Here is a 16,859-nt window from a genome sequence, read left to right on the forward strand (position 1 = left end):
GGTACGGACGCGCCGCGGACGCAGTGCTCACGTGCCGCGGACGCGGTCCTGAGCGACGTCGCCGCCCGCAACGTTCGGTCACAGCGCACGTGGCCGGAAACGCCACGCGCGACCGGCCACGAGTGCGAGGTGTCGCGTCAGACCTCCACGGGATCCGCGCTCACCGGAGGGGCCTCGCCCGTGCGGTGCTCGAGCACCCGGCGGGTCTGCTCCCGCACGCCGGCTTCGCGGTCTCGCAACCACGAGTACAGGGGCGCGGCCACGAACAGCGTGGCGAGCGTGCCCACGATGATGCCCACGAACAGGGACAGCGAGAGGTCCTTCAACGTTCCGGCCCCGAGCAGGTACGCACCGATGAACAGGATGGACCCCACGGGGAGGATGCCCACCACGGACGTGTTGATCGAGCGCACGAGGGTCTGGTTCACGGCCAGGTTGACCTGTTCCCCGAACGTGCGTTTCCTGCGTTCCTCCGGGGCGCTGCCGCCCACGAGCCCCGCGGTGTTCTCACGCACCTTGTCGAAGACCACCACGGAGTCGTAGAGCGAGTAGGACAGCACCGTGAGGAAGCCGATCACCGCGGAGGGGGTGATCTCGAAACCCACCAGGGAATACACACCCGCGGTGATGACGATCGTGAAGAGCATGGCCGCGATCGCGGCCACGGACATCTTCCACGTGCGGAAGTACAGCGCCATGAGTGCGAGCGCGAGCACCACGAAGATCACGAGTCCCCACAGGGCCTGCCGGGTGACACCCTGGCCCCACGTGGGTCCCACGAAGTTGGAGGTCACCTGGTCCTCGCCCACGCCGTAGGCGTCCTGCAACTTGTTCTTCAGGGTCAGGGTCTGGTCGTCGTCGAGCTGCTGAGTCTGCACCCGCACAGTGCCCGGGGCGATGTTCGTCACGGTCGCCTCGTGGGCACCGGGGGTCTCCGCGACCGCCCGCTCGCCCAGGGAGACGTCCGTGGTGGACACGTCCGAGACCGTGAACTCGGAGCCGCCCGTGAAGTCGATCCCCAGGTTGAACCCGCCCTTGATCACGGGGATCAGCACGGAGATCACCACGAGGGCCAGGCTCACGGCGAGCCACGGTCCCCGCTTCTGGACGAAGGGGTAGGACCTGCGCCCGCTGTGCAGGTCATTGCCGAAACGCGCGAGTCGGTTGCTCATCGCTGGGTCTCCTCGGAATCGGGACGGGCGGTGGCCGCGGTGGAGCCGACGGACGTGTTCCCGTGGGCTCCGGCGGTGGACGACGGCGCTGCGCTCGCCTGCTGTGCTGCGCGGCGTCGTCGTTCGGCGATCGTGAGACCGTCACCGTCCTCCTGGCTGCGCAGCCGGCCGGCGCCGCGGTAGAGCGGGACGGCGTCGAGCGCTTCGGGATCCAGACCGGAGTGCCGCGCGCCGTTGCCGAAGTAGGGCGTGCGTGCGAGCAACACCATGATCGGGTGGGTGAACAGGAACACGACCAGCAGGTCCGCGATCGCGGTGAGACCGAGCGTGAACGCGAAGCCGCGCACATTGCCCACGGCCACGAAGTAGAGCACCACGGCGGCCAACAGGTTCACGGCCTTGGACGCGAGCACCGTCTGGCGCGCGCGTTGCCAGCCGTGGTCCACGGCGGCCGGGATCGTACGCCCGGCGCGGATCTCGTCACGGATGCGTTCGAAGTACACGATGAACGAGTCCGCGGTCTGACCGATCGCCACCACGAGACCCGCGACGCCGGCCAGGGACAGCCGGTAGTTCGCGCCCCACCCCAGCAGGGTGATGGCCAGGTAGGTCACGACACCAGCCACGACGAGCGAGGCGATGGTCACGAGACCCAACCAGCGGTACTGGAACAGCGAGTAGATGCACACGAGCGCCAGACCGATCAGCCCCGCGATGATGCCCATCCGCAACTGGTTACTGCCCAGGGTTGCGGAGATCTGCTGCTCGGAGTCGATCGAGAAGGACACCGGCAACGCACCGTACTTCAACTGCTCGGACAGGAACTTGGCCTCGTCCTCGGTGAAGCTGCCGGTGATCTGCGCACGACCGTCCGTGATCACGGCGTTCATGGTCGGCGCGGAGACCACGGAACCGTCCAGCACGATCGCGAACCGGTTGCGTGCACCGTTCTGTCCACCCTGGCCGAGTCCGTAGAGCCGTTCGGAAAGTTCCTTGAAGGTCTGCGTGCCCTCGTCGTTGAACTGCAGGTTCACGGCGAACCCGCCCGTCGCGTGGCCCTGGGAGTTGGACGCCTGTGCGTAGGACGCCGTGGCGATGTCCGTGCCGGGGATCTCGACGGGGCCCAGGATGAACTTGGCGTTGCTCTGCGGATCGCACGCCACGATCGCCTTGTCCTGCGGCTGGGAGGCGCGCTCCTCCTGGGGCCGCGGCGCGCTGCAGTCGAGCGCCTCGTACCTGGCGAAGAGATCCCGCGTGACCCACTTGGGGTCGGACGAGTTCTCGGGCTCACCCTCCGGTTGGGGGATCGACGTGGGGTCGGTGCGCTGGTTCTCCGGGGTGGCCGCGCCGGAGCCCGAGACGATCACGGGACGGAACGCCATCTGCGCGGAGGTCTGGATCAGCTCACGCGTCTCGGACGAGGGCACACCGGGCATCGACACCACGATGTTGCGCCCGGACTGCGTGGTGATCTCCGCCTCGGAGACACCCGCACCGTCCACGCGCTGGCGGATGATCTCGACCGCCTGGTCGAGCTGCTCCTGGGAGATGTCCTGACCGGAGTTTTCCCCCTGCAGCGTGGGCGAGAGCACCATCTGCGTGCCACCCTCGAGATCCAGCGCCAGTTTGGGCGCCCACCCGGTGCGGTCGGTCGTCACACCGTAGACGAGGACCCCGGCGAGGATCGCGATCACCGCTGCAAGGGCCACCAGGGCCTTGCGCGCCGCCGACGCCCCCGCTCCGGAGCGGGGGCGCCGCTTCGCGGTACCCGTCCCGTTCCGACCGGACGTGCCGTTCGCCGCTGTGGTCCCGTTCCCGGGGGTCCCCTCCGACGTGCTGGAGGCCTTGGTGCGCCGCCAACGGGACCCGCCACGCGATCCCGGGGTCTGCGCCTTCTTCTCTACTGCCATTGGTGTCCTTCAACGTGTCCTCGACCGGGGCCGCGGCCCGGTCGACACATGAGAAACGGGCCGAGGTCCTCGGCCCGTGTCCCGGTGGGGGGGGGAAATCAGGTAGTGGGGTTACCGCGATCGTCGCGGTCGCCGGCGTCGCGCCAGGTCCGTTGCGAGGCATCCGGGGCCGCCGCGCCCGGTGTGGTGCCGGGCTGGGTGGCGCCGCGCTGGGTAGTGCCCTGCTCGCCGGCGGCCGTGGAACCGTCCACGGGGTCGACCGGATCCACGCGATGCGCCGAACCGGCCGCCTCGGGGGTACCGGCCTGGACGGACTCCGCCTCGACCACGCCGGGGGCGGCGGTGGCCGCGGACTCGGCGGGCAGCTCGTCCACCACGGTGGTCACGGTCTGGGAGTGCACCGTGACGAGCTGGCCCGGGGAGACCTCCAGGACTGCCTTGTTGTTCTCCCGGTCCATGTCCCGCAGGGTGCCGTAGAGACCGAAGCTCGTCATCACGCGCGTGCCCGGCTCCATGGTGGCCTGCTTGGCCTTCATCTGGGCCTGGGCCTTCTTCTGTCGGCGCATGGGCAGCCACAGCAGCAGGACCATGACCACGAGCATCACGGGCAGGAACCATGCGGTTCCGGCGCCGCCACCGGCAGCGTCCTGGGTCTGAGCGAGGATGGTCACGAAGGATCCGTTCTGTCGAGGTGCACGTACAGCGCGACCGGGCACGACTGCGCAGGGGTGCGAAGGTCCCGGCCGATCCTCCCCAGCTTAGGGGATGGATCTGGTCACGTGCTGGACGGATCCTCCGAGTCCGGTTCGGTGGCGAGCGCGGTTTTCAGCGCCGGGTCCTTGAACGCAGCGTGCTCGGGGACGTCGAGTCCCAGGTGCTCCCACGCCGCGGCCATGGCGATCCGCCCGCGCGGGGTGCGACCGAGCAGGCCCTCGCGGACCAGGAATGGTTCCGCGACGGTCTCGACCGTCTCGGTCTCCTCCCCCACGGCGATCGCCAGGGTGGACAGCCCCACGGGGCCGCCGTTGAACTTGTTCACCAGGGCCGAGAGCACGTTGCGGTCCAGGCGGTCCAGACCCCGGGCGTCCACCTCGTACATGTCGAGTGCGGATCCGGCGGCCCGCGCGTCGATGCGCACCACGCCGTGCACGAGCGCCCAGTCCCGCACGCGCCGCAGCAGTCGGTTGGCGATACGAGGGGTGCCGCGTGAGCGCGACGCGACCTCCGTGAACGCCTCGCTCGTCATGGTGAGGTCGAGCAGCCCGGCCGAACGGCGCAGCACGAGCTCGAGTTCCTCGACGGAGTAGAACTCCAGGTGACCCGTGAAGCCGAACCGGTCGCGCAGTGGCCCGGGCAGCAGCCCCGCGCGGGTGGTGGCACCCACGAGCGTGAACGGGGGCAGGTCCAGCGGGATGGACGTGGCACCGGCGCCCTTGCCCACCACGATGTCCACGCGGAAGTCCTCCATGGCCATGTACAGCATTTCCTCCGCGGGCCGGGACATCCGGTGGATCTCGTCCAGGAACAGCACCTCCCCGTGGGTCAGGGAGGACAGGATGGCCGCGAGGTCACCGGCGTGCTGGATCGCGGGACCGGACGAGATCCGCAGGGGGACATCCAGCTCCTGCGCGATGATCATGGCCAGGGTCGTCTTGCCGAGGCCTGGAGGCCCGGACAGCAGCACGTGGTCTGCGGTGCGCCCGCGCAGCTTGGAGGCCTCGAGCACGAGGGACAGCTGTGCCCGTACCCGCTTCTGCCCCACGAAGTCGTGCAGGGTCCCCGGGCGCAGGGACGCCTCGAGCTGCTGGTCGTCGTAGTCGCCCTCGGCGCCCACGAGACGTTGTTGGCCCACCGATCCACGTTCCTCCACGGCCATGCTCACCGCCCCCTGGTCCGCGTGTGGGACGTGGCCTTGGCGGTGCCGAGCCAGGACAGCACGGCGCGCAGGATCTCGGCCACGTTGGCGGACTCCGCCAGTTCCGGCTGGGTCTCGAGGGCATCGTCGATCCCGCGGGCCGCGTCCTTCTCGCTCCAGCCCAGACCCGTGAGAGCGTCCACGACCTGCTCACGCCACACCTGCATGCCGGGCTGTGCGCTCTGCTGCGGCGCGGGGTCCGGCAGGACGAGCTTGTCCGCGAGTTCCAGGACGATGCGCCGCGCGGACTTCGGTCCGATCCCGGGGACGGCCGTGAAGGCCTTGTCGTCGCCGGCGGCGATCGCGCGCCGGGCGTCGTCGGGCCCGAGGACAGAGACCGCGGCGAGCGCGGTGCGCGGGCCCACCCCGGAGACCCCGAGCATGACGGAGAAGATCTCCTTCTCGTCCGCCTGGGCGAAACCGAACAGCACCGGCGCCTCGTCCTTGCGGGCGATGTACGCGGTGTGCAGGTGCGCGGTGGCACCGACCCGCAGCCCGGCGAGCGTGCGGGGGCTCGCGTTGACCTCGATGCCGAAGCCCGAGACCTCCACCACGGCGAGCGTGGCCCCCACGAAGCGCACCTCACCGGTTATCGAGGCGATCACGGTGCCCCTCCCCTCCCACGGCCGCCGGCCGAGAACGTCGGTGTGTCCGAACGCGCCGCGACCTGGGGCAGGACGTGGTGCGCCGTTCGAACACGTGTACGAATTCCTGCCCGTCACTGTACCAAGCGCCGGGGACACCCGGAACGAGTGCTCCCGCTCGTGAGGCGGGCCCGCAACGGGAGGCTCAGGACACCCGGCCGCGCCGCCCGCGGGTACCGGTCGCTGCGCCCGGCGCGCGGGACGCGGCCGTACCTGATGCGCGCGGCGCGGTGGCACCGGGGGCTCGCGACGCGGTCTCGGCGCGTCGCCACGCCTGCTGCGCCGGAGTCAGTGCGGCACCCCGGCGCGTCTGCATCGGGCGCGAACCCGAGTGGGTGGACGTGCGCTCGGCCGCGTTGACACCGGCCATCCCACCGCGCCACCCGTGGCACACGGCCAGGGCCAGCGCGTCGGCGGCGTCCGCGGGCCGCGGTGGGGCGTCCAGGCGCAGGATGCGCACGACCATGCGGTTCACCGATTCCTTGTCCGCGGAGCCGTCCCCGGTGACCGCGGCCTTGACCTCGGACGGGGTGTGCCACGCGACCGGGATGCCCCGCGCCGCGGCCGCGGCGATCACGACGCCCGTGGCCTGGGCCGTGCCCACGACCGTGGGAGCGTTGTTCTGCGCGAACACGCGTTCCACGGCCACGACGTCCGGGCGGAAGCGGTCCATGAGTTCCTCGGCGGCCCGCATGATCGACAGCACGCGGTGTTCGAGGGCCTCGTGCGCGCGCGTCCCGCTCACCTGGACGTGCACGAACGTTCCGGTTCGCTGCGCGGACATGTCCACCACGGCGAAACCGCACCGGGTGAGACCGGGGTCCACCGCGAGCACGCGCTGTTGGGACTGCCGGGCCACCACGGGACTCACGGAATTACTCGTCGTCCTCGAGCACGGCCATGACCTCGGCCGGGATGTTGGCGTTCGAGTAGACGTTCTGCACGTCGTCGAGCTCCTCGACCGCGTCCGCGAGCTTGAGGAACTTGCGGGCGCCCTCGGCGTCCAGGTCCACCTTCATGGTGGGGCGGAACTGGGGGTCGTCGTTGTTGTACTCGAGACCGGCCTCGTCCAGGGCGGTGCGGATCGCGGGCAGGTCGGTCGCCTCGCTGACCACCTCGAAGTCGTCGGACTCGTCGAGCACTTCCTCGGCGCCGGCGTCGAGCACGGCCATCAGGACGTCGTCCTCGGTGAGACCGTCCGTCTTGGCGACCTCCACCACGCCCTTGCGCTCGAACAGGTACGCCACGGAACCGGAGTCCGCCATGGTGCCGCCGTGGCGGGTCACGGCCACGCGCACCTCGGAGGCCGCGCGGTTCTTGTTGTCCGTGAGGCACTCGATGTACAGCGCGGTGCCTTGCGGGCCGCGGGCCTCGTAGAGGATCTCGGTGTAGTCGATCGTCTCGCCCGTGAGCCCGGCGCCGCGCTTGATCGCGCGGTCGATGTTGTCGTTGGGCACCGAGTTCTTCTTGGCCTTGGAGACCGCCAGTTCGAGCGCGGGGTTACCCGAGGTGTCCGCGCCGCCCATGCGGGCCGCGACCTCGATCCCCTTGATGTACTTGGCGAACGCCTTGGCGCGCTTGGCGTCGATCGCCGCCTTCTTGTGCTTGGTCGTGGCCCACTTGGAGTGACCTGACATGAATGACCTCCTCGAAAGAATGCGTCCGGCCCCTGCGGGCCGGACACGGATCGACCTCCATGATAACGAGCGCGGGGCGTGGCCCGTCAGCGCGGGCGCGACGCGGCGACGTCGCGGGCGCGCTGGGCGAGCGTGTCGTCGAGTTCCCCCTCCGGCAGGGTCTCGCCGCGCAGCTCGAGCGCCGCCGCGAGCAGGAAGTCCGCGACGCGCGGGTTCTTGGGCAGCAGCGACCCATGCAGGTAGCTGCCCAGCACGTTCGCGGTGCGCGCACCCTCCGTGGCGTCCTGCCCGTTGTTGCCGGCCCCCGAGACGACACTCGCGAGGGGTTGTTGCCCGGCGCCCAGGTGGGTGAGCCCCGAGTGGTTCTCGTAGCCGACGATCGTGCCCAGGTCCGCGGAATCGGTCACGATGTTGCCGATCAGCCGTTCCGGACCGGCCACCGTCTCGAGGTCGAAGATCCCGATCCCGGACAGTGTCTCCCCGGCCCCCGTGCGGAAACTGTGCCCGAAGAGCTGGTAGAGCCCGCAGATCGCGAGCATGGGCACGCCTCGGGCCACGGCCTCGTGCAGTCGCGGTGCCACCACGGCGAGGTCGTCGGCCACGCGGAACTGTCCCGAGTCCTGTCCTCCGCCGCCCACGAAGAGGTCGGCGTTCTCGGGCCACGGGTCGCCGGGGTTGTAGTCCACGATCTCGGTCTCGAGGCCGCGGCGTTCGGCGCGGCGCTTGAGTGTGAGTGTGTTGCCCCAGTCGCCGTAGATGTTCATGTCCCGGGGGTAGAGCTGCACGATGCGCAGCGCCCCGGCGGTGTCGTGTGCCACGGTGTCCTCCTAGATGGCCGTCACGTGCGTCATGTCGCCCAGGATCCTGCGCAGGGAGAGCATGGCCGTGTACGTGCAGAAGATTCTCATGGGGCGCTCCCCCGAGTCCGCGATGAACCGGCGTAGCGCGTCCTCGAGGTCCGGTTCCACCGCGGCCACGCGCACGAGGTCGTAGTCCAGGCGCAGCGCCATGTCCCACGCGCGCACGCCCGAGACCATGTCCACGCCGCCGTCGCGCAGCGCGTCGAAGTCCACGTCCCACAGCCACGAGACGTCCCGGCCGTCCGCGTACTGGTCGTTGATCGCGATCATCGTGGCGTAGTCCTGCGCGGAGGCCGAGGCCAGGGAGAGCCGGAAGCCCGCGGGGTTCTTCACGAGCAGCAACTGCAGGGGCTTGTCCTGGACCGTGATGGTCTCCCCGCGACCGAACGCCGGGGTGACCTTCCCCAGTTCGGCCACGAGGGAGGGGACGTCCGCGGCGTCACCGAGCACCTGCAGGCTCGTGGCGAGGGCGGCCGCGGCATTGTACTGGTTGTAGACGCCGTACAGGTCCACCGTGGCGTCGTGCTTGCGCCCGCGCACGTCGAGTTCCACGCTGCGCGCGTTCACGGCCTCGAGCACGACGTCGGCGTCGGGCCGACGCGCGGACGGCACGTGCGAGTCCTGGGCGCCGGGGTCCACCTGCCGTAGCCCGTCACGCATGTCGTCGTCGGACGGGAACATGGGGCGCAGTGCGTCCGAGAGCCCGAACCAGCTCACGGCGGTGCCCTCGGTCACGTCCTGGGCGAGGCTCGCGATCCGAGGGTCCTCGCGGTTGAGCACAACCGTGCCCGTGGTGGCGCGCGCGACCTGGCTCAGCATCCGGCGCGTGGTGTCGATCTCCCCGAACCGGTCGAGCTGGTCCCGCATTACATTGAGCAACAGCGAGATCCGGGGCCGGACCTGCTTCACGAAGTGCACCGCGTGGGCCTCGTCCAGCTCAAGCACCGCGACGTCCGCCACGAGCCGACCGAACGCGTCCATCTCCGCGAGCAGGGACGCCGCGACACCGCGCACGAAGTTGGAGCCCGTGCGATTGGTGAACACGCGCAGTCCTTGTGAACGCAACAACTGGACGGTCATCTTGGTCGTGGTGGTCTTGCCGTTGGTGCCGCTGATCACCACCACGCCGAGTGGCAGCTTGGCGAGCTCCTCCGCGACGAACCCGGGATGCAGTTTCTCCATGACCAGGCCGGGAAAGGCGGAGCCACCGCCGCGCAGGCTCGACGCCCAGCGCACCCCCTGGCCGAGGACACGTACGAGTGGTCGGGACATGGTCTCCATCCTAGTGAGCGGGCGGATTCGCCCGGCGGGGCGGTCCGGGGCCCGCGGGGGTCAGCCCCGGGGCCACGCGCGGGCGATGTCCTCGCGCGTGGCCGCCAGGGTCTGGATGAGGGGTTTGGTGTGGGCGACGACGGGCATGAAGTTCGCGTCCCCCGTCCAGCGCGGGACCACGTGTTGGTGCAGGTGCTCGGACAGTGAACCGCCGGCGGCCTGGCCCAGGTTGAGTCCCACATTGAACGCCGCGGGGCTGGCGACGTCCCGGATCACGAGGACCACGGTGCGGGTCAGCGTGTTGAGCTCCCACAGTTCGTCGTCCGTGAGCTCCGTGAGATCCGCCACGTGGCGGTACGGGCACACGAGCACGTGGCCCGGGTTGTACGGGAAGAGGTTGAGCACCGCGAAGCAGTGCTCCCCGCGGTGGACGATCAGCGCGTCCTCGTCCGAGCGGCCCGGCGCGGTGCAGAACGGGCAGCCCGGAGGCTGCTCCACAGACGTCTCCTCCCCGCGCACGTACGCCAACCGGTGCGGGGTCCACAGCCGTTGGAAACCGTCCGGGTCGCCGGGCAGTTCGAACTCGTCCCGGCTCACGCCCTCCCCGTCCGACGCCGCGGCGTCCGGGGCGCTCACGACTGTCCCGACGCCGCGTCACCCGCCGCGGTGTCGGCCGCGACGGCGCCGTCCCCTGCGGCCGGGGCCTCCGGGGTGTCCTGCGCGGGCGCCGTGGGGTCTGCGTTCTGACGCCGATCGATGTGGCCCGTGATCAGTTCCACCGCGTCCTGCTGGGACACTCCGTTGTACTGCGAGCCATCGCGGAAGCGGAACGAGACGGTACCGGCCTCGGCGTCGTCGCCCCCGGCGATCACGACGAACGGGATCTTGTCCTTGGAGGCCGTACGGATCTTCTTGGGGAACCGGTCCGAGGACGTGTCCACCTCCACACGTACGCCGCGTTCGCGCAAGGCCTGAGCGAACTCGTCGAGGTAGTCGTCGAAGGCGTCCGCCACGGGGATCGCCCGGACCTGGGTGGGCGACAGCCACACCGGGAACGCCCCCGCGTAGTGCTCGGTGAGCACGCCCATGAACCGCTCCACGGACCCGAACAGGGCCCGGTGGATCATCACGGGCCGACGCCGGGTGCCGTCCGACGCCTGGTATTCGAGGTCGAAGCGCTCGGGGAGGTTGAAGTCGAGCTGGATCGTGGACATCTGCCATGTGCGCCCGATCGCGTCCCGCGCCTGCACGGAGATCTTCGGACCGTAGAACGCCGCTCCCCCGGGATCCGGTACGAGCTGGAGCCCCGAGTCCTGGGCGACCTCCTGCAGGGTGCGGGTGGCCTCGTCCCAGATCTCGTCCGAACCCACGAATTTCTCCGGGTCCTTGGTGGACAGCTCCAGGTAGAAGTCGTCCAGACCGTAGTCCTTGAGCAGGGACAGCACGAAGTTCAGTGTGCTGGTCAGCTCGTCCTTCATCTGCTCACGCGTGCAGTAGATGTGGGCGTCGTCCTGCGTCATCCCACGCACACGCGTGAGGCCGTGGATCACACCGGACTTCTCGTAGCGGTAGACCGCACCGAACTCGAACAACCGCAGCGGCAGTTCCCGGTAGGAACGGCCCCGGGAGCGGTAGATCAGGTTGTGCATGGGGCAGTTCATGGGCTTGAGGTAGTAGTCCTGGCCCGGTTTGGTCAGCTCACCCGTGGCCGGGTCGCGCTCCTCGTCCACGTGCATGGGAGGGAACATCCCGTCCCGGTACCAGTCCAGGTGACCCGAGACCTCGTAGAGATGACCCTTGGTGATGTGGGGCGTGTAGACGAACTCGTACCCAGCCTGGGCGTGGCGCTCGCGGGAGTAGTCCTCCATCTCCTTGCGGATGATCCCGCCCTTGGGGTGGAACACCGGCAGCCCGGAACCCAGTTCGTCCGGGAAGGAGAACAGGTCCAGTTCCACACCCAGCTTGCGGTGGTCGCGGCGCTCGGCCTCTGCCAATCGTTCCTTGTACTCGCGCAGTTCGTCCTTGGTGGGCCATGCCGTGCCGTAGATCCGCTGCAGCTGCTTGTTCTTCTCGCTCCCGCGCCAGTACGCGGCGGCCGAACGCATCAGCGCGTAGCCGTTGCCGATGTGCTTGGTGTCCGGCAGGTGCGGGCCGCGGCACAGGTCCCGCCACACCACGTCCCCGCTCTTACGGTCCAGGTTGTCGTAGATCGTGAGGTCACCGGCGGCCACCTCCACCGAGGCACCCTCCGCGGACTCGTCCATGGCACCGGAGCCGGGACCGCCGGCCAGGTCGATGAGTTCGAGCTTGTACGGCTCGTCCGCCATCTCCGCCCGGGCAGCGTCCTCGCTCACGCTGCGCCGGCGGAAGATCTGGTTCTTGTTCACGATCTTGAGCATCGACTTCTCGAGCTTCTTCAGATCGTCCGGGGTGAACGGCTCCTCGACGTCGAAGTCGAAGTAGAACCCGTCCGTGATATAGGGCCCGATCCCCAGTTTCGCGTCCGGGCGCAGCTCCTGCACGGCCTGGGCCATCACGTGGGCCGTGGAATGGCGCAGCACCTCGAGGCCCTCGGGGTCACCGATCAGCACGCGCTCCACGGTGTCCCCGTCCCGCAGCTCGGTCGCGAGGTCCTTGAGCTCACCGTTGACGTGCGCCACCACGACGTCGCGCTGCTCGCTGTACAGCTCCGCGGCCGTGGTGCCCTGGTCCACGGTGCGTGACTCGCCGTCCACCGTCAACCGCAGGGAAGTGGCATCCGTCATGGTGTTTCTCCTCGTCAGATCTTGGGTGCGCCCGCCCGTACCGGGGGCGGGCCGTCGTGCAGGACTCGCGCGCTGGACGCGCCGACGACCTCATTGATGCTACCGCCCCGGCCCCGCCGCCACGAAGACGGGCACGACGCCGCTGCGGGGCCGCGTCCGTGCGGACCGCACCTCTCCGACCGAGCCGGCCGCCTCCACGACAGCGCGGTGCGTGGACGCGGGCGTGCCCCGGCGCGGTTGTACCCGGACATGGCTGTACCCCGGGCCGGAACCCGGGGTACAACCGTCAGTGCTCACACGGCGTCAGCCGCGCGCCGCGGATCAGCGGCGGGGAGCTTCGCCGTCACGGCCGAGGTCACCACGATCGACGTCGGTCTCGACATCGACCTGTTCCTTGCGGACGTCGGCCTCGACGCGCTGGGTCTCCTGGACGGTCTGCTTGTTCAGCCCGACCTCTTCCACGGCCACGGCTTCCTTCTGGACGACGGGACGCTCCTCGTGCAGGGTCACGTCCACCTCTTCCTCACCAATGGTGCCGTTGTCCACGCGAGTGTTCGTGTCGTTGATCGGCGTGCGCTCGACGGTGACCTCTTCGCGCTCGACGGGGACGTCCACGGTCTCGTGGTCGGTCACGACGTACTTGCGCAGGCGGGCGTGGCCGGCCTCGCGCTCCTGCGTGCCCACGTTGAGGCGCTCCTCGTGGCGGACCACGGAGGCCTCGTCACCGGCGGTCGCGGCGACGTCGCGGCGGTCCTGGTCCACGGCGTCGCGGTCACGATCGGCAACATCGCGATCGGCGACATCGCGGTCGGCGACATCGCGGTCGGCGGCCGCGGTGCCGGCGACACCCGCGGTACCAGCGACAGCGGTGGTGCGATCACGATCGGTGCCCGCGGTACGGTCGTCGTTGTAGTTCAGCTCGTAGTAGCGGTACAGCTCCTCTTCCTCGGCCGGGGAGAGGTGCTGGTCGGCGTCGACCTTCGGAGCGTCCTTGATGACGTCCTTGGTGTAGGGCAGGACCACACGGTCGCCGTCCTGACGAGCGCCCTTCACAGGAACGAAGTTCTCCTTGGCGCCGAACAGACCGGTGTTGACGGTCAGGAACGTCGGCTCGCCCGAGTTGTCGTCCAGGAAGACCTGCTCGACCTTGCCGATCTTGTCACCGTCGGAACCGTAGGCCGTGCTGGACAGAATTGCATTCACGTCGAACGTGGTCATCGCATTAACTCCTCAGTAAGTCTCTGCTGCCGGCGCACGGTTTGTGCGCCGTAGGCCGCCGCACCCGCAATGGGTGTGTGGTCTGGCTTCGTGACCCATATTACGACCCACGTAGTGACGCGCCACTGATTTCCCGCACGTTTCTCTCACGGGGAAACCGGCGCGCCGTTGCCGCGGGAGCGCCGCGGCATGTGATTACCAGCGACACTGGCGTGGGGCCTGCGGGATCACGTCGGTGTCGTAGGGCACAATGGGCTGGACCACGTGAGATGGACCCCCGGGCTCGCACCGGGGCATCCGAGAACCGACGACACCGGACGAGGACGGAGCCGCACCGTGTGGGACGCACTGGTCAACAATCCCTGGATCCTGTGGCTGATCGTGATGCTGGTGCTCGCAGCCATCGAGATGCTCACCCTGGACTTCCTCTTTCTCATGATGTCGCTCGCCGCCCTGGTCACCACCGGCGTGAGCCTGGTCGTGGACAGTTTCACCGCGCAGGTGGTGATGTTCGCGCTGGTGTCGGTGCTGCTGATCTTCTTAATCCGCCCGATCGCCCTGCGACGTCTCAACAGGTCCACGCCCACGACCCGCTCCAACACCGATCGCCTCATCGGGCTGCGGTGCATGGCGCTGGAGCCCGTGAGCCAGCACAGCGGCCTGGTGCGCCTGGAGGGGGACATCTGGACCGCCCGCACCGCCACGGCCGCCGCCCTGCCCGCGGGTAGCACCGCCTACGTCCACCGCATCGAGGGGGCCACCGCGGTCGTCGCGGACGTGGCCCCGGTGCCCACGCAGACCAACCCCGGGCGCGGCGTCCGACCCTGACCCCGGACGAGCGCCCCGGCGCACCGCCGAACCCCCACTGAAAGGACCCCATGTCCATCGTCATCATCGTCCTGTTGGCCGTGGTGGTGCTCGCCGCGGTCATCGCCCTTATCAAAGCGGTGCGGATCGTCCCGCAGTCGCGCGCGGGCATCGTGGAGCGACTGGGCAAGTACCAGTCCACCCTCAATCCCGGGCTGCACTTCCTCATCCCCTTCATCGACCGGTTGCTGCCCCTGATCGACCTGCGCGAACAGGTCGTGCCGTTCCCCGCCCAGTCCGTGATCACCGAGGACAACCTGGTCGTGGGCATCGACACCGTGGTCTATTTCCAGGTTACTGATCCCCGCGCCGCCACGTACGAGATCACCAATTACATCCAGGCCGTGGACGAGCTCACGAGCGCCACGCTGCGTAACGTGGTGGGTGGGTTGAACCTCGAGGAGACCTTGACCTCCCGCGACAAGATCAACGCGGAGCTGCGCGGCGTACTGGATTCCACGACCGGGCGCTGGGGCATCCGGATCTCCCGCGTGGACATCAAGGAGATCACTCCCCCGCCGTCCATCCAGGACTCCATGGAGAAGCAGATGCGCGCCGAGCGTGACCGCCGCGCCGCGATCCTCACCGCCGAGGGCGAGAAGCAGTCCCAGATCCTCACCGCCGAGGGTGAACGTCAGGCCGCCGTGCTCTCCGCGGAGGGTGACGCGAAGGCCGCGATCCTGCGCGCGGACGGTGAGGCGCAGGCCATCTCCAAGGTATTCGACTCGATCCACCGCGCCCGCCCCACCCAGAAGCTGTTGGCGTACCAGTACATCCAGACCCTGCCCAAGGTCGCCGAGGGCACGGCCAACAAGGTGTGGATGATCCCCGCCGAGCTGAGCACCGCGCTGCGCGGTGTGGGTTCCTACCTCAACCCCGGCGCGTCGGACGGCCCCGAGGACGACGAGTACGAGGACGAGGCCCCCGTGGCACCGGACCTGCCGGAGAGCGCCCCCATCGTGGAGCACGAGACCGTCAAGGTCACCGAGAAGGACCTGGAACCGGACCTCACCTTGACGGACCCGAGCGAGTTCGAGATGCCGGATTCGCCCTACACGTCCCCGATCGCCCAGGAGGCCGCCGATCCCCACGTGGACGAGGTCAACCTGCCGGTCACGGACTCGGAACCCACGACCGCCGGCACCACCGGGACGGATGCCGAGTCCGGCTCGTTGCCCCGGCGCGCCCGCCCGGAGGCCCCCGAGACCGATCCGGGGAATGAATCCCGCTGACTCCCCGTTACGCTGGGGAACGAAGGGTGGGCCCGCGAGGACGGGACGCCGGGTGTGAACGCACCGCAGCGTCGTCGTCCCGCGGCCCACGAAAAAGTACGTCGGGAAGGATCGTCGCGTGAGTGATCGCAGCCTACGAGGGATGCGCCTGGGCTCCCAGTCCATGGAAACCGAGGCCGGGGTGGAGCCCGCGCCGCGTCAGCGCGTGGAATACCGCACCGCGGACGGCGAGTCCGTGTCCGTGATGTTCGCGGCGGAGGCGGAGATCCCCCCGGTGTGGACCACCAAGACCGGCCAGGAAGCCATCCTGGTCAACGGTGAGAAGCCCGAGAACCCCAACGAGAAGCACCAGCGCTCCCACTGGGACATGCTCCTGGAGCGGCGCAGCATGGAAGAACTCGAGCAGACCCTCGAGCAGCGGCTGGCGTTCTACAAGGAGCAGCACGCCCTCTGATTCCCCCGGGCGGTCGGTGATCGACCGCCGACACACCGACGGAACGACCCCCGCCCGATGGGCGGGGGTCGTTCCGTTGGACGAACAGCAGGTGCGCGCGAGCCGATGCCGGCGCGGTGGCTCGAATCGACCCGCGAGCCGGCCGGGCACGGAGCAGCGGCCCGGTCAGCGGCCCAGGCCCAGCTTCCCGGCGAGCGTGCGCGCACGGGCCGTGAGGCCCCACTTGGCCACGCTCGTGGCGGCCTCCACGGTGACGTCGTTGCTCATCTTGGACGCACCCTCCTCGCGTTCGACGAACGTGATGGGCACCTCCACGATCTTCAGCCCCAGGCGCTCGGCGCGCCACGCGAGGTCGATCTGGAAGCAGTAGCCGCGCGAGCGGACCGAGTCCAGGTCCAGGGCCCGCAACGTGGTGTCCCGGTAGGCGCGGAAGCCACCCGTGATGTCGTGGATGGACGTGCCCAGCAGGACACGCGAGTAGATGTTGCCACCGCGCGAGATCAGCTGTCGCTGCAGTGGCCAGTTCTCGGTGCGCCCACCCGGGACGTAGCGCGAACCGATGGCCATGTCCGCGCCCTGCTCCACGGCGTCGAGCAGCAACGGCAACTGCTCGGGCTGGTGGGAGCAGTCCGCGTCCATCTCCACGAGGACGTCGTAGTCGCGCTCGAGACCCCACGCGAAACCGGCCAGGTACGCAGGCCCCAGGCCCTCCTTGGCGGGTCGGTGCAGGACGTGGATGTTGCCGTCCCGCTCGGCCATGGCATCGGCCATGTCACCGGTACCGTCCGGGCTGTTGTCGTCGGCGACCAGCACGTGGGCGTCCGGCACGGCGGCGCGCAGCCGCTTGATGACCGTGGGCAACGATTCACGTTCGTTGTACGTGGGGATGATGGTGAGAACTCGCACCGGGCGT

At 69.3% G+C, this 16,859-nt stretch carries 16 protein-coding genes; 3 read left to right on the forward strand and 13 right to left on the reverse strand.

The annotated features are described in order from the left end of the window. Nucleotides 1-137: 137 nt before the first annotated feature. The 12 genes from secF to Q9R22_RS09315 form a co-directional block, all read right to left on the reverse strand. Nucleotides 138-1,172, reverse strand: a complete 1,035-nt coding sequence (gene secF / locus Q9R22_RS09260) for a protein translocase subunit SecF (RefSeq protein ID WP_131332989.1) — start codon at nt 1,170-1,172, stop codon at nt 138-140. Continuing rightward, nucleotides 1,169-3,082 (reverse strand): protein translocase subunit SecD, encoded by a 1,914-nt coding sequence (gene secD / locus Q9R22_RS09265; protein WP_207387828.1) that lies wholly within the window; start codon nt 3,080-3,082, stop codon nt 1,169-1,171. Before secD ends, secF begins: the two co-directional genes overlap by 4 nt. A gap of 98 nt (nt 3,083-3,180) precedes the next feature. Continuing rightward, nucleotides 3,181-3,753 carry a preprotein translocase subunit YajC gene (gene yajC, locus Q9R22_RS09270; RefSeq protein WP_242670423.1) on the reverse strand — a complete coding sequence of 191 codons (573 nt, stop codon included), beginning with the start codon at nt 3,751-3,753 and terminating at the stop codon, nt 3,181-3,183. Between the two features lie 104 nt (nt 3,754-3,857). Then, the gene (gene ruvB, locus Q9R22_RS09275; protein WP_131333937.1) at nt 3,858-4,958 is read right to left on the reverse strand and encodes a Holliday junction branch migration DNA helicase RuvB; all 1,101 of its coding nucleotides are present in this window, start codon (nt 4,956-4,958) and stop codon (nt 3,858-3,860) included. A gap of 2 nt (nt 4,959-4,960) precedes the next feature. After that, nucleotides 4,961-5,602, reverse strand: a complete 642-nt coding sequence (ruvA, locus tag Q9R22_RS09280) for a Holliday junction branch migration protein RuvA (RefSeq protein WP_064845905.1) — start codon at nt 5,600-5,602, stop codon at nt 4,961-4,963. Nucleotides 5,603-5,786: 184 nt separating this feature from the next. Continuing rightward, nucleotides 5,787-6,512 (reverse strand): crossover junction endodeoxyribonuclease RuvC, encoded by a 726-nt coding sequence (ruvC, locus tag Q9R22_RS09285; protein ID WP_240918839.1) that lies wholly within the window; start codon nt 6,510-6,512, stop codon nt 5,787-5,789. A gap of 4 nt (nt 6,513-6,516) precedes the next feature. Further along, nucleotides 6,517-7,278 (reverse strand): YebC/PmpR family DNA-binding transcriptional regulator, encoded by a 762-nt coding sequence (locus Q9R22_RS09290; protein ID WP_064846326.1) that lies wholly within the window; start codon nt 7,276-7,278, stop codon nt 6,517-6,519. An 86-nt stretch (nt 7,279-7,364) separates the two neighbouring features. After that, nucleotides 7,365-8,096 (reverse strand): type 1 glutamine amidotransferase, encoded by a 732-nt coding sequence (locus Q9R22_RS09295; RefSeq protein WP_131332990.1) that lies wholly within the window; start codon nt 8,094-8,096, stop codon nt 7,365-7,367. A gap of 9 nt (nt 8,097-8,105) precedes the next feature. Beyond that, the gene (locus Q9R22_RS09300) at nt 8,106-9,419 is read right to left on the reverse strand and encodes a Mur ligase family protein (protein ID WP_131332991.1); all 1,314 of its coding nucleotides are present in this window, start codon (nt 9,417-9,419) and stop codon (nt 8,106-8,108) included. A 51-nt stretch (nt 9,420-9,470) separates the two neighbouring features. Next, nucleotides 9,471-10,046 (reverse strand): HIT domain-containing protein, encoded by a 576-nt coding sequence (locus tag Q9R22_RS09305; protein ID WP_098055462.1) that lies wholly within the window; start codon nt 10,044-10,046, stop codon nt 9,471-9,473. After that, complete coding sequence (gene thrS, locus Q9R22_RS09310; protein WP_131332992.1) at nt 10,043-12,175, reverse strand: threonine--tRNA ligase; 2,133 nt, start codon at nt 12,173-12,175, stop codon at nt 10,043-10,045. The genes Q9R22_RS09305 and thrS overlap by 4 nt, the downstream gene beginning before the upstream one ends. A gap of 321 nt (nt 12,176-12,496) precedes the next feature. Further along, complete coding sequence (locus Q9R22_RS09315; RefSeq protein ID WP_131332993.1) at nt 12,497-13,393, reverse strand: DUF2382 domain-containing protein; 897 nt, start codon at nt 13,391-13,393, stop codon at nt 12,497-12,499. Nucleotides 13,394-13,729: 336 nt separating this feature from the next. On the opposite strand from Q9R22_RS09315, the gene Q9R22_RS09320 reads away from it, so the two are divergent. The 3 genes from Q9R22_RS09320 to Q9R22_RS09330 all read left to right on the forward strand — a co-directional run bounded on the left by Q9R22_RS09320 (nt 13,730) and on the right by Q9R22_RS09330 (nt 15,946). Beyond that, the gene (locus Q9R22_RS09320; protein ID WP_131332994.1) at nt 13,730-14,221 is read left to right on the forward strand and encodes an NfeD family protein; all 492 of its coding nucleotides are present in this window, start codon (nt 13,730-13,732) and stop codon (nt 14,219-14,221) included. A 50-nt stretch (nt 14,222-14,271) separates the two neighbouring features. Further along, nucleotides 14,272-15,492, forward strand: a complete 1,221-nt coding sequence (locus tag Q9R22_RS09325) for an SPFH domain-containing protein (protein WP_242670424.1) — start codon at nt 14,272-14,274, stop codon at nt 15,490-15,492. Nucleotides 15,493-15,610: 118 nt separating this feature from the next. Continuing rightward, nucleotides 15,611-15,946, forward strand: a complete 336-nt coding sequence (locus Q9R22_RS09330; RefSeq protein WP_035961581.1) for an RNA polymerase-binding protein RbpA — start codon at nt 15,611-15,613, stop codon at nt 15,944-15,946. 165 nt (nt 15,947-16,111) lie between these two features. Here the strand turns inward: Q9R22_RS09330 and Q9R22_RS09335 are convergent, their stop codons facing one another. Continuing rightward, entirely contained in the window at nt 16,112-16,852 is a 741-nt protein-coding gene (locus Q9R22_RS09335; protein ID WP_131332995.1) for a polyprenol monophosphomannose synthase, read from the reverse strand. Nucleotides 16,853-16,859 lie beyond the last annotated feature (7 nt).

Source organism: Kocuria sp. PD6 (assembly GCF_031844145.1).
Taxonomy (GTDB): Bacteria; Actinomycetota; Actinomycetes; order Actinomycetales; family Micrococcaceae; genus Kocuria; species Kocuria marina.